General features: G+C 36.0%; 14 protein-coding genes. All 14 read right to left on the bottom strand.

Annotation, left to right across the window (positions count from 1 at the left end; genetic code table 11):
- Positions 1-32: 32 nt before the first annotated feature.
- Positions 33-1,160: an RNA polymerase sigma factor RpoD gene (rpoD, locus tag MKX66_RS25750; RefSeq protein ID WP_000764062.1), complete on the bottom strand. Its 1,128-nt coding sequence runs from the start codon at positions 1,158-1,160 to the stop codon at positions 33-35.
- Positions 1,161-1,219: 59 nt separating this feature from the next.
- Positions 1,220-3,022 (bottom strand): DNA primase, encoded by a 1,803-nt coding sequence (dnaG, locus tag MKX66_RS25745; protein WP_002015179.1) that lies wholly within the window; start codon positions 3,020-3,022, stop codon positions 1,220-1,222.
- Positions 3,023-3,910: 888 nt separating this feature from the next.
- Positions 3,911-4,723: a pyruvate, water dikinase regulatory protein gene (locus MKX66_RS25740; RefSeq protein ID WP_070144890.1), complete on the bottom strand. Its 813-nt coding sequence runs from the start codon at positions 4,721-4,723 to the stop codon at positions 3,911-3,913.
- 29 nt (positions 4,724-4,752) lie between these two features.
- Positions 4,753-5,385, bottom strand: coding sequence for a helix-turn-helix transcriptional regulator (locus MKX66_RS25735; RefSeq protein WP_002015181.1), 633 nt, complete (start codon positions 5,383-5,385; stop codon positions 4,753-4,755).
- Between the two features lie 106 nt (positions 5,386-5,491).
- Complete coding sequence (recO, locus tag MKX66_RS25730) at positions 5,492-6,238, bottom strand: DNA repair protein RecO (protein ID WP_002129136.1); 747 nt, start codon at positions 6,236-6,238, stop codon at positions 5,492-5,494.
- Between the two features lie 33 nt (positions 6,239-6,271).
- On the bottom strand, positions 6,272-6,415 hold the full coding sequence (locus tag MKX66_RS25725) for a YqzL family protein (protein WP_000883924.1): 144 nt from the start codon (positions 6,413-6,415) through the stop codon (positions 6,272-6,274).
- A gap of 176 nt (positions 6,416-6,591) precedes the next feature.
- The gene (era, locus tag MKX66_RS25720) at positions 6,592-7,497 is read right to left on the bottom strand and encodes a GTPase Era (protein ID WP_002088672.1); all 906 of its coding nucleotides are present in this window, start codon (positions 7,495-7,497) and stop codon (positions 6,592-6,594) included.
- The gene (locus tag MKX66_RS25715) at positions 7,490-7,888 is read right to left on the bottom strand and encodes a cytidine deaminase (RefSeq protein ID WP_002015184.1); all 399 of its coding nucleotides are present in this window, start codon (positions 7,886-7,888) and stop codon (positions 7,490-7,492) included. The genes era and MKX66_RS25715 overlap by 8 nt, the downstream gene beginning before the upstream one ends.
- A 99-nt stretch (positions 7,889-7,987) precedes the next feature.
- Positions 7,988-8,341, bottom strand: a complete 354-nt coding sequence (locus MKX66_RS25710; protein ID WP_002143170.1) for a diacylglycerol kinase family protein — start codon at positions 8,339-8,341, stop codon at positions 7,988-7,990.
- On the bottom strand, positions 8,338-8,808 hold the full coding sequence (ybeY, locus tag MKX66_RS25705; protein ID WP_002088675.1) for an rRNA maturation RNase YbeY: 471 nt from the start codon (positions 8,806-8,808) through the stop codon (positions 8,338-8,340). The genes MKX66_RS25710 and ybeY overlap by 4 nt, the downstream gene beginning before the upstream one ends.
- Positions 8,805-10,949, bottom strand: coding sequence for an HD family phosphohydrolase (locus MKX66_RS25700; protein ID WP_088040160.1), 2,145 nt, complete (start codon positions 10,947-10,949; stop codon positions 8,805-8,807). The genes ybeY and MKX66_RS25700 overlap by 4 nt, the downstream gene beginning before the upstream one ends.
- Positions 10,950-11,145: 196 nt before the next feature.
- Positions 11,146-12,105, bottom strand: a complete 960-nt coding sequence (locus tag MKX66_RS25695; RefSeq protein ID WP_002015189.1) for a PhoH family protein — start codon at positions 12,103-12,105, stop codon at positions 11,146-11,148.
- Between the two features lie 3 nt (positions 12,106-12,108).
- Positions 12,109-13,308, bottom strand: a complete 1,200-nt coding sequence (gene yqfD, locus MKX66_RS25690) for a sporulation protein YqfD (RefSeq protein ID WP_341087402.1) — start codon at positions 13,306-13,308, stop codon at positions 12,109-12,111.
- Positions 13,309-13,557: 249 nt separating this feature from the next.
- Positions 13,558-13,851, bottom strand: a complete 294-nt coding sequence (gene yqfC, locus MKX66_RS25685; protein ID WP_002067170.1) for a sporulation protein YqfC — start codon at positions 13,849-13,851, stop codon at positions 13,558-13,560.
- Positions 13,852-13,924: the final 73 nt, after the last annotated feature.

Genomic DNA, 13,924 nt, shown 5'->3' with positions numbered 1-13,924 from the left:
CTTCACAAAAGTGAAGTAAACTTAAAGGTAGTCTATTCTAAGAAATCCTTAAGACGCTTACTACGGCTTGGATGTCTTAATTTGCGAAGTGCTTTCGCTTCAATTTGACGAATACGTTCTCTCGTTACGCCGAATACTTTCCCAACTTCTTCAAGCGTACGAGTTCGTCCATCATCTAAACCAAAACGAAGACGCAGAACATTTTCTTCACGATCTGTTAGTGTATCTAACACATCTTCTAATTGTTCTTTTAGCAATTCATACGCTGCATGGTCCGCAGGCGATGTTGCTTCTTGGTCTTCGATAAAGTCACCTAAATGGGAGTCGTCTTCTTCACCAATTGGTGTTTCAAGAGAAACTGGCTCCTGTGCAATCTTTAAGATTTCGCGTACTTTTTCTGGAGCAAGATCCATTTCTTCACCAATCTCTTCAGGAGATGGTTCGCGTCCTAAATCTTGTAATAATTGACGTTGTACACGGATTAACTTATTAATTGTTTCAACCATATGAACTGGAATACGAATTGTTCGCGCTTGGTCTGCAATCGCACGTGTAATAGCTTGGCGAATCCACCAAGTTGCATACGTACTAAATTTAAAACCTTTACGGTAGTCGAACTTTTCAACTGCCTTAATTAGACCCATATTTCCTTCTTGGATTAAGTCTAAGAAAAGCATACCACGGCCCACGTAGCGCTTTGCAATACTTACTACAAGACGTAAGTTTGCTTCTGCAAGACGGCGTTTTGCTTCTTCATCGCCTTCTTCAATACGTGTCGCAAGTCGAATTTCTTCTTCAGCAGATAGTAAGTCTACACGACCAATTTCTTTTAAGTACATACGAACAGGGTCATTGATTTTCACACCTGGCGGCACACTTAAATCATTAAGGTCAAATTCTTCTTCCGTTTTTGTAATTTGACGATTATTAGGACCTTCGTCGTTGTCATTGTCACCAACTAAGTCAATCCCTTGTTCACCTAAATATTCATAGTATTCATCCATTTGATCGGATTCAATTTCAAATCCATTCATGCGTTCTGCAATCTCTTCATATGTAAGAACGCCACGTTTTTTTCCGAGCTCAGTGAGTTGTTCTTTCACTTGCTCAAGGGTCATTTCAGTTTCAATTTGTTTAGAACGAGCTGGTTTATCAGCCATCTGTTCCCCTCCTTACGCGAGATACAAACATTCATTATACTAAAACTTTATCGAAAAAGCTATTTTCTTGCTTTTTGACTTTGTAAATATGCCACATAATATTTAGCAGCCTCTACAGGATCTGTTTTTTCCATTTGTTTTACTTTAAAGATAATTTCCATCTTTTCAAGTTTTTCTTTATGGCGTCTTAGCGCCTCCAAATGACCTTGTAACGCTTCTTCTGTGTACTCTGGATTAATAAATTCATCCGTCGAAATATCAGTAATAATATTTTTCAACTTTTCATCAGAGAGCCAACTTAAAAATGTTCCGACTGAAGGTTCATTTCCCTTTTCATAATATGCGTATAGTTCATATAAAATCCCTTTATGTTCTTCTGTATAAAAATCTTCTATATGAGGTTCCATACGCACTGTCACTTCTGCACTTTGCAACATATGGTAAATAATTTCTCTTTCTGCCCTTTCAAAACCTGTTAATTTCGGTTTCGTTTGAACAATTTGAGATGGCTTAGAAACCTGCTTTATTTGTTTTTGCTGTACCTTTTGTTCTTTGCGATATTGGTGCAATTGATTCAAAAGTGTTTCCATTGAATACGAAAATTCTTGCGATAATGATTTTAAATATGATTCCGCCTGCATCGCATCCTGTAGCAATGATAACTCTTTTAAAACACTTTTTACATATTCTTCTTTGCCAGACTCATCTTGCAAATTTTTCCCTAAACGCAAATAATTTATTTTGAAACCAACAAAACTTATACTTGATTTCACAAGATTTTCAAAAGCGGTTGTCCCATATTGTTGCACATATTCATCAGGGTCAAGCTTATCTGGCAAGGATGTAACTTTCACTTGGCAACCAACTTGCAATAGTAATTGCCCTGCTTTCATCGTCGCTTCTCGCCCTGCTTTATCACCATCATAGCAAAGAACAACAGTTTCAACGTTACGTCGCAGAAGTTTCGCTTGTTCTTCGGTTAAAGCTGTTCCCATTGTCGCAACAGCTTCTTCCACACCACTTTTCACCGCGGCTAGTACATCGGCATAACCTTCAAAAAGGACAACCTGCCCACGTTTTCTAATAAACGGCCTTGCTTGGTGGAAATTATACAACAGCTTACTTTTGTAAAAAATCGGTGTTTCAGGACTATTCAAATATTTCGGAGTGTCATCTCCTAATGCCCTTCCACTAAACGCTATCACCTTACCTTGTAAAGTATAAATCGGAAACATAACTCTTCCGCGGAAGCGGTCATAATGACTGCCATCCTTCTCACTTCTTACAAGAAGGCCAGCCTGTTCCATACTAGATAGCGACAAACCTCTTTTTTGTAAAATTTTCGTTGCTGCATCCCAAGCTTGTGATGCATAACCAATTTCAAATTTCTCAATCATCTCTTTTGTAATACCACGTTTTAATAAATATGAAAGTGCTTCATTTCCTTCTTCTGTATTTACTAATAAATGATGATAATACTTTTTCAAAAGTTCATGAGCCTGTTGCATGATGACAGTGTCATCAGATATGTCTTCTTGTTGTTGTTGTCCTTGCCCTGATGTATATTCTGCAACTGCAATTCCATTTCTTTCGCCAAGCTTTTGAACAGCCTCTGTGAAAGCAAGTCCTTCCATTTTCATAAGAAAAGAAAATACATTTCCACCTTCTCCACATCCGAAACAATGAAAAATTTGCTTATCAGATGAAACAGAGAATGAAGGAGAATTCTCCCCATGAAATGGACAAAGGCCGAAATAGTTACGCCCCTGCTTTCTAAGTTGAACATACTCACCAATCACTTCTACAATATCGGATGATGTCCGAATCTGTTCAACAACTTCTTCAGGAATTCTGTTCCCCATAACTCCATCTCCGTGTCGTATTTTGTATTCGATATAAATTAAAAGATTCCTTTATAATTCGACAATATTTTTCTAAATTTGTTAGAAAGTACTGTCGATCACATTGTGTAAACGATTTTGGACCTTTCGTATAAGTCCCCAGTCTGCGTAAATTCGCAGATCATACTACTATATAAAATTGTATACATTTGCTCATCTGTTACAAATGTATCTCTTGGAGACAATACATATACTCCTTTTTCACAAGAAGACTAGCAAGAAGCACTATAGCCTGTATGATCATGAGATCTGTAGCTTTTGCATGTTAATAAATATAACAGTCAACTTCATCTTGCTCAGAATCTACATAGACCCAATTACCTTGCTGTTTTCTTGAACGATGAGCATAGGATACGACAAACAAAATTTCGACATAAAATTTTGTTCCAACTTGCACAATTGCATTCTTCACGGGATACGCATCTGCATCAAATAATATCTTATCTGATGTTTTGCATATTTCTGTATTCTACATCCCTTCTGTGAATCCTTCCATAATGTGCGTTTTCTTGTCTAGATTTTGTCGATTTAACGTAAATACATGTCTTTTTCGAAAATCCTATCCCTAGTTTATTCTGAAAAATTAAAGTCTAAACGTAAAATATAGGTTTTTATCACAATTTTTTATTATAATATATTTTCTTCAACTACGCTACATATCCCTTTAATTTTCATCTTACACTTAAAGATAACGAAATCGTTCCTTTAGCATAATTAAAAAACAGAAGAATATAAGTATAACCATTCCGCTATATTCTATTACTAAGCCGAAAGTTCATGCTCTACTTCGCATCTTCCTCTAACGCCTTCTCACGAGCGAAAAAAGCACATTCACCTTTGGTAAATGTGCTAAAACATTTTTTGGTTTTGCACTGCATTCACAATAATATTTGCTGTTTCTTCAATTGCCTTATTTGATACATCAATCACTTGACAATTTATTTTACTAATTACTTCCTCAAAATGATCAATTTCTTCTTGAATACGATTAATATTTGCATATGTTGCTCCATCACTTAATCCAAGTGATTTCAATCGTTCTTTTCGAATATGATTTAACTTATCTGGTATAATTTTCAAACCGAAACATTTCTCTTTTGCCACTTGATATAATTCCTCAGGCGGATCCACTTCCGGTACAAGTGGTACATTAGCAACTTTCAAACGTTTGTTATGCGCTAAATATTGTGAAAGTGGTGTTTTTGATGTACGTGAAATTCCAATCAACACGATATCAGCTTTTAAAATACCACGTGCATCTCTACCATCATCATACTTAACTGCAAATTCAATCGCTTCTATTTTTTTAAAGTACTCTTCATCTAATCTTCGAACGACACCCGGCTCATACCTTGGTACTTGCCCTGTAATTCCTTCAATTTGATCGATAAGAGGTCCGATAATATCGTATGCCTCTACTCCTTCTTTTGCCGCTTCTGTCAATAAATATTGACGCATATCAGGCTTTACTAACGTAAAACAAATAAGCGCTTGATTGCTCTTGGCAATCGAGATTACTTCTTTTAATGTCCCTGTATCTTCTACATACGGTACACGCCTAATATCAGGAGCGAATGGGAACTGTCCCATTGCCGCTCTAACAACCAAATCAGCCGTTTCTCCTACAGAGTCAGATACGACATATACGATTTTATTATCCATTACATTACCTCACTTTAAACAAATTACACTTATTCGTTATTTACTAAATTTACAAACGCACGTGTAATATTTGTTTTTGTAATTCGTCCAATCACTTCTAAACCTTGTTTCGTATCCTTCACAACCGGCATCGCATCAATCTGTCTTTCTATTAATTCCATCGCAATATCATATAAAGAATCCTCCCTGCGACACATCGCAATGTTTGGCATCCTTGTCATGATAATATTAACCGGAAGAGAGGTTAAATCCTGCTTTCCTAAGCTAGCTCGTAATAAATCTTTACGAGATACAACGCCAACTAATAAAGTAGCTTGATCTACAACAAATAATGTACCAACGTCCTCTAGAAACATAGTACAGATTGCATCGTATACTGATACATTTTTATCAATTACAGCCGGTCTAGATTGATAATCTTGCACTTTAATTTTCTTAACAGCTTCAGATAATAGCTGTCCCCCGGTTTTACCCGTATAAAAATAACCTACACGTGGACGCGCTTCTAAATAACCAGCCATCGTTAAAATTGCTAAGTCTGGTCTTAGCGTTGCACGTGTTAAACCCAATTGCCCAGCAATTGACTCCCCTGTAATAGGACCGTGATCTTTTACAATCTGAATGATATGCTCTTGCCGTTTATTCAGCTCTATGATAATCACCACCTTTAATGCACAACGAAAAAAGTTATACTATCTCTTAAATATTATATACTAAATATGCTATTCGAAAAAGAAAGTATGTAAAAAGGACCGTATACGGCCCTTTTTATATTTGAAACTTATCAAGTTGTTCCAAGAAACGCCTTGTTTTCAAATAAATCCCACAATATTCGTCATAATATGTATTCAATACTGTGCGCATTTGTTTTTTTGTACTATCCTTCACCGATACATTACCGAGCCGGTGTAAATCAAAGTGAAAAAAGAGACGTAATAATTTATGAACAGCCTCTCCCACCGGAATACGATACGGATCTTGCTCCGCATGACGCGAGCACAGAAAACCGCCTTCCCGGACAGAGAAGGCGACAAAATCTGTTTCTTGATGACAAATAGCACATGTATCAAAGTACGGGCGCATCCCTAATACCGGAAGCATTTTCGTTTGATAAATTAATGATAATACTTCTGGATCAACACCCTCACACATATAATGCAACGTTTGATATAACATTTCAAATAAATACGGATTATGCTTCTTATCTTCTGTTGCTTTATCGGTTAATTCAATAATAAATGATGCATAAGCAGTTAAAAATATATCCTCGCGAATTTCTTTCATAGATGAAATAATCTCGCCTTGTTGCAAAGTTCCAAGTCCAGATCCCATTTGAATAAGAAAATGACCATGTGTCATAAGTTGCGAAATAGCTGCTAACCGACTCTTCGGCTTTTTCGCCCCTCTTGCCATTGCACTTACCTTACCAAATTCCCGTGAGTATATTGTAACAATCTTATTTGTTTCTCCGTAATCTGTCGTACGGATAACAATGCCCTCAACTTTTTGAAACATGTTCGTCACCATCCAAGGTTTGAACAAAACGGGTCAAGAAATTGGAGAGTCTAGATGCGCTAACTCCTCTTCATGTTGATCCATCTCATCGTTTACGTCTTTTTCCATTTCTTTCAAAAGCAAATACGTTTCAATGCTTCCTGTTTTGGAGAAAAACTTCCAGGTAAAATCTAGCATAAGAATCCACCTTTCTCAATAAGCGTAGCCTATAAACCAATTTCTTTTGTTGTTATTAAGTTGACCCATTTTGTTCATTTTCATGTGAGAAAAATTTTTCCTAATTTATCAAGGTTCATAAAAACCAATAATCAGCGGATGAACAAAACATCCACTGATCACAACTTTACTTCATATTAATACTCGTCTTCACGGAAACCAAGGTCACGAAGCTGTGACATCTTATTACGCCAATCTTTTTGCACTTTCACCCATACTTCTAAAAATACTTTAGAACCAAGAAGTGCTTCAATGTCAAAACGAGCTCTCTTACCGACTTCTTTTAACATCTTCCCTTGCTTACCTATAATAATTCCTTTTTGTGATGCACGTTCAACAACAATCGTTGCGTTTATATAAACCGCTCCGCCCTCACGCTTTTGAATTGCATCAATAACAACCGCTACAGAATGTGGTACTTCTTCACGTGTTAAATGTAATACTTTTTCACGAATAAGCTCTGAAATAATAAATCGCTCTGGATGATCCGTTACTTGATTATCCGGGTAATATTGCGGTCCTTCTGGTAAATACTTTTTAATTGCTCCGATTAACGCTTCAACGTTATTACCGTCCAATGCAGAAATTGGCACAATCTCCGCGAACTCATATAATTTACGATATTGATCAATCAACTCCAGCAATTGCTCTGGATGAAGTTGGTCAATTTTATTAATTACCAAAAATACCGGTTGTTTCGTTTCTTGTAATTTCTCAATAATAAATTCCTCACCACGACCATATCCTTCAGTTGCATTGACCATAAACAAAACAATATCAACTTCTTTTAATGTCGTTTGAGCCATCTTCACCATGAAATCGCCTAGTTTATGTTTAGGTTTATGTATTCCTGGTGTATCAATGAAAACTACTTGTGAATCATTTTCTGTATATACACCTTGAATTTTATTACGAGTTGTTTGTGGCTTATCGCTCATAATAGCAATTTTTTGGCCAATAATACGATTTAAAAATGTAGATTTCCCAACATTCGGTCTGCCAATAATAGAGACAAAACCTGATTTATAACCTTTTCTATTCATGTAAATCCTCCGCTAAAAATGCTCCTGGTAACAATTCTCCGACTGTTGTCTCTTGAACATCACCATGTAAGTTTGATAGGTATACTTTCGTATCCTGTTTACATAATTCTATCATAACTTGTCGACATGCTCCACAAGGAGGTACTGGACGCTTTGTATCCGCTACGACTGCAATAGCTACAAACTCGTTATCCCCTTCAGAAATTGCCTTAAATAACGCTGTTCGTTCTGCACAGTTACATAAACCATATGATGCATTTTCAACATTACATCCACGATATATTTTTCCATCCTGAGTTAGTAAAGCTGCACCTACTTGAAATTTAGAATATGGTACGTACGCTCGTTTACGCGCTTCGGTTGCTTCTTGAATTAATTGTTTGCTATTCATATTCCCGCATCCTTTCCGTTCATAGATGTGAATAGATACACTCTTTCATTAAAGGCCTTCACGGCGCTCCCAAAGCTTAATAAAAGCTTCGGAATGCAACTATACCATATACGGTAAAAAGATAATAGCACCAATTACAGCAGCTATAATTGCAAATAATAAAACTGCCCCTGCTGCAACATCCTTTGCAATTTTTGCAACCGGATGAATATCGACGGTTGCTAAGTCTACTGTTTTTTCAATAGCCGTATTCACCATCTCTAAACTCATTACAATCCCTATCACAATAAGTACAACAATCCATTCCATTGTTGTAATATGGAAATAAAAGCCGCAGCATATAACGATGACTGCGGCTAAATAATGAATTTTCATATTTCGTTCATGACGAAGACAAAAGTATATACCAGCTATAGCATATCCAAAACTATCTAAAAGTTTTCCTGTTTTCATCGTCCTAATCCAAAGGCCTCTAAAATTTCTTTTTGTCTTCCAAACATTTCTTTCTCATCTTCTTCTGTCATATGATCATAACCAAGCAAATGCAAAAAGCCATGTAGTGCTAAAAACCCAAGTTCTCGATCAAAAGAATGTCCATATTCTTCAGCTTGTTCTTTTGCTCTTGGAATAGAAATAATAAGATCTCCTAACATACGCGGCATCTCTGCACCGACAATTTCCATTTCGCCTTCTCCCATTTCTTCCATAGCAAAAGAAATAACGTCCGTAGGCTGATCCTTATCTCGGTAATCACGGTTTATTTCACGAATACGTTCATTATCTACAAATGTAACCGATAATTCTGCGCCTTCTTCTATGTTCTCCATTTGGGCTGCTTTCTCTACTAAACCTCGAATCAAACTTATATATTCGTCTTTCACTTCTTCTGTTTCATCAATAAAATCAATTAATAAACTCATTCTTTCTCCTTTTCTTCCGGCGGTTCCGGATATGTAATACGGGAATGGAAAATACCATTTAACGTTTCACATAACGTTTTTCCAACGATTTGTAGTTCCTTAAATGTCAAATCACATTCACTAAATTGACCATCTTGCAGGCGATCTTTAATAATATTTTGCACTAAATTATTAATCTGATCTGGTGTTGGATGGTTCATCGAACGTACCGCCGCTTCCACACTATCAGCAATACCAACGATCGCCGACTCTTTAGAAGTTGCTTTTGATCCTGGATAGCGGAACATTTCCTCCGTATATTTCTCTTTATCTTCTTTAATCGCATTATAATAAAAATATTTAAGTAACGTTGTACCATGATGCTGTCCAGCAATATCGATAATTTCTTGAGGTATATGGTGTTCTTCTAACATTCTCACCCCATCGGTTACATGAGCAATTATAATATCTTTGCTCGTTACAGGGTCTAATCTATCATGCGGGTTTTCAATACCCATTTGGTTTTCAATAAAAAACTGTGGTTGTACCGTTTTCCCTACATCATGATAATACGCCCCTACACGCGCTAATACTCCATTTGCTCCAACTGCTTCACAAGCAGCTTCTGAGAGATTAGCTACCATTACACTATGGTGATATGTACCTGGTGCTTCTAATAAAATTTTACGCAAAAGCGGGTGATTCGGACTTGAAAGTTCCATCAATTTCATACTCGATACAATCCCAAGACCACTTTCTAAATACGGTAAAATCCCCATAGCTAGAACAGAAGAGATAATACCTGAAACAGCAGCCATTAATAATTGCACCCCAATTTCAAGAGGCGAAAAATTCCCGTTACGTAATAATAGCAAAGCCGCTAATACGACTACATTTAATACAGAAACGAGTATACCAGCTTGTAAAATCATCGTACGACGATTTTTTTCTCTCAAGAAAATACTAACTGATAATGAACTTAATAAAACATAAATCCCCACACTATAATTCAGTGTACTCGTTACACCTTCATTAAACATAATACTTCCGCATACAGAAAAGATCATACTCGTTAAAAATACAAATCGATCACCAATCATTAATTTTACAAGTATTGTTCCCATTGCAACTGGAACAACATACGCGATTCCTGCATACTCAAGCTTTTGAAACAAACTAATGATTTTCATTAAAACAATCGTGATAGACAAAATTGTAATATACGCTAAGACATACGGCCTATCTTCTCTTTTCCGCTGTAAAAACACTTCAAACTGCTTATGCATAAAGTACAATAGCACACCAATGAGTACCGCTAACCCAACATAGGGTTGAAAACTGTTCCCTTTTTCTAACAGGCCAACTAATTTCAACTGATTGTACATATCACTTGAAATCGTTTCACCTTCTCTAACAAGGACTTGCCCTTGAAGAATATAAACAGGTGGAACTAAATCTTCTTCCGCTTTTCTCTTCTCTTTTGTTAAGGTCGGATCATAAAAATAGTTTGCAGAAATCGCATATTTCCCTAACGCCTTAATAGATTCCTTTAAACCATTATCAACATTAACACTATTCATCTCACTTACATATCGTTCCTTCGCATCCTTCAATTCATCCATTTTAACATGCTCAGTCATGATACTATTAATAGCTGTAACTGTTGCATCTTTCGCTAATACTAATTGGTTCGAATCTGCATTAATTAAGTTTAGTAAGTTTGAATCAGATAATTCTTTCGTTAAATCAGTAGGCAATTTTTTTTTCAACTTGTCCACTTTTTCAGCATCAGTAATCTTTTTTTGCTCATCCGGTCCAACCGCTTTAATCTCTTGTATCACTTCATCTACTTTAGCAAAGACGTCATTCACAATATCCACTTTATTTTGTTTATACTCACTTTTATATGTATATTGATCTTCAACTTTTGTAGCGGCTTCTTTTTTCTTTTTGTCCGTTGTAACTTTATCTTCAATTTTAATAGGAGAATGGATTGTTTTTTTCGCAATAGAATATGTTGTAACATCTAATTGCTCTGGTTTTACATTATTCATAAGTGCAAAAAACAGCACTGCCCCTAATAAAACGTAAGAAATCCAACTTAGTTTTTTCGAATGTTGTAAATTACGAAACCACTTAGAAATTTCTTGAGATCTTGACATGATTTCAATACCTTCTCCTCTCCAGAAATAAAGTGAAACTATTTATAGCTTTCATTTCTTCTAGGTAACGATACTTTTTGGACAACATTTTTATCCACTATCACCTATAGTTTATTTCCCTCGTCTTTAATGATAGTAAAAAATATGTCATTCGCCAACCTTATCATACAAAAAGAAATGATCCTGACAAATAGGATCATTCCATTTTATCATATGCCTCAATAATACGTTGCACTAATGGGTGTCTCACAACGTCCGTTTGTTCCAATGTTATGAACGAAAGACCTGATACACCAGATAAAATATTAGCAGCAATAGAAAGACCTGACTTTACCCCTTTTGGCAAGTCTACCTGTGAGGGATCCCCCGTAATAACCATTTTAGAACTAAAACCTAATCGTGTTAAAAACATTTTTATTTGAACACCAGTTGTATTTTGCGCCTCATCTAATATAACAAATGAATCATCCAGAGTACGCCCTCTCATATAAGCAAGAGGTGCAATTTCAATTACACCACGTTCCATCATACGTTGTGTATATTCTTGTCCAAGAATATCATGTAACGCATCATATAGTGGACGTAAATACGGATCTACTTTTTCTTTCAAATCACCTGGTAAAAACCCTAAGCTCTCTCCAGCTTCTACAGCAGGTCTTGTTAAAATAATTTTCTTTACATACCCTTGCTTTAAAGCTCTCACAGCCATTACTACGGCTAAGTATGTTTTTCCTGTCCCAGCAGGTCCTATCCCAAATACAATATCATTCTTTTTCATTGCATGAATATATCGTCTTTGCCCCATCGTTTTCACACGAATGGATTTACCTTTTGCCGTTTTAAAAATTTCCTCTTCATATAATTCTTCGAATTGAGCAATTTTCCCTTGTTGCCCAAGCTGAATCGCATACGCAACATCTCTTTCCGAAATTGATACACCTTTACGGATAACAACAAGTAACTGTTGTAAGATTTTTTCTACGAGCACCACAGTTTCATCTGCCCCAGATACACGAACAGATTCTCCTCTAGTCACAATCGATACACTAAGTTCTCGTTCAATTACTTTTAAATGAGCATCATTTACCCCAAAAAGAGCGATTGCTTCGTTGGGATTTTCCAATTGTTGGTTCATTTCTACTAATTGTTCTGCCATTACTCAGTCTCCTTGAATATCGGATTCAGATATTGGTTGTGGCTCTGCAATATTTTCAATCACTGTATAATGTAATGTGACCTTTAGGTGATCCGCCTCAACCTCTTTACTCAAAATGTTATCACTTACAATCATAGCATGTTCATCCAATTTTTTCTTCAGTTCTTTTTCTGCCATTTCTTTCGCTACTTTCATTGCTTGTTTTTCGGTATATTCTCGGTTCGCTTCTTCCTCTTCTCGTACAATATCTTTCTCGTATGCAATTGGTAATGTAAATCCAAATAATTTCACATCATGTTTTACACTTTCAGTACGAGAGCGCTTATACGTATCCTGTAGAAATCCCCATATTTTTATTTTAGTACTCCCAAATTTAAGGAAATGTTCATTGTATGAATTACCAGTATACACTTGAAATTGTGTCTTTAACGGAACATCCACCTCAGATTTATACCACGTTTCTCCATATACAATCCCTTTAGCCGAAACAACTGTCGGATTCTCCTCATTACCATACATCCCGGATACGAGAAGTTGCCCCTTTTCCACATGGTCATTTTTCATGACAACCGGCTTCCCAACTTCCACAAATGTTTTTGTAATAATCCCTTCTTTTTTTGCTACTAAGTTTTGTGGCTGTTGTTCACTTTCTTTTTTCGGCTCATTTTTTTCAACAATCTTAAAATGATATGTTGTCCCTCTTATTTCTAATCCCGCCCAAGTAATCGCATTAATATTGTCTGTCAAATGACGTTGAACATCTTCTACACTCGGCATTTGGAATTGTAATTTACCTTTTTTTATACCCATTTTGTCCAATTCTTTCATCAATATATATTCTGTTTCAGGTTTTGCTCCTGTAATTTCAATTTTCCACACCATATTTGACAATGCGATCATTCCGAAAAAAAATATTAAAAACCCAATTAAAAATCCACTATTTTTAATTACACGCTTATTCCAAAAAGGAAAACCGTAACGTCCAATAAAATATAATTTACATTCATTTTTTCTATAAATTGGTTTTATCTTTTTCACATCTCGTAATAACATACAAAAAACTAACGTTTCATCAGCTATCTTCTTTACATCCCAAACGAGTAATTTCTTCCGCACACACTCGTTAACAAAGCGTTCCGCTCCTCTACCTTCAATTCGCACCTTTACATACCCAAGCCATTTTATGAACCATTTATTTTTCATCGACTATCTCCACTACCTTTCTAAAAGTAGATACACTACTTTTCAATTCGATTATCAAACTAGCTCGTACTAAAATTTTAATTAGCAGATTCCTTGATCCTCACTAATTATTAACCTTCACGAGCCAGTTTTTTACGTGGAACTCAATTCCCACCTATCCTCTTTGTACGAACCGAATATTGAGCCCAGAACGTTACCGCCTGTTAATACAAGGTAACGAAGAAAAACTTCACAAACGGAAGTTTCTCCTCACTCCTCTTTCTTTTCATTTTCTAAAAACGTCACTTGTTCAATAATCCCTTCAAGCAACAGTTCTTCTGGAAGGATTGTTTTAATAACAAAGGATTGACCTTTAATTAATAATTGACCATGTTTCAATAGCAATCTTACCTCTTTATCTGAAAACACTAATAATCCTCGATGATTTTCTATATAGATATGTACTTGCCCAACAAGCGTGATCCGAGGTAGATCCATTAACACATCCACTGGCAGGTCTATTTGCTTCGTTAACCAATTCTTCATTTGTTCTATTTTTTTCATCTCAAAAGACCCCCTCTCATCCCATATGTATGAAAAAAGAGCTTGTAATATCACGTCCAAACTGAAAAAAGCA

The organism is Bacillus sp. FSL R9-9530, from assembly GCF_038008145.1.
In the GTDB taxonomy this organism is placed as follows: domain Bacteria; phylum Bacillota; class Bacilli; order Bacillales; family Bacillaceae_G; genus Bacillus_A; species Bacillus_A mycoides.
This window is presented reverse-complemented; position numbering and strand designations above follow the sequence as displayed.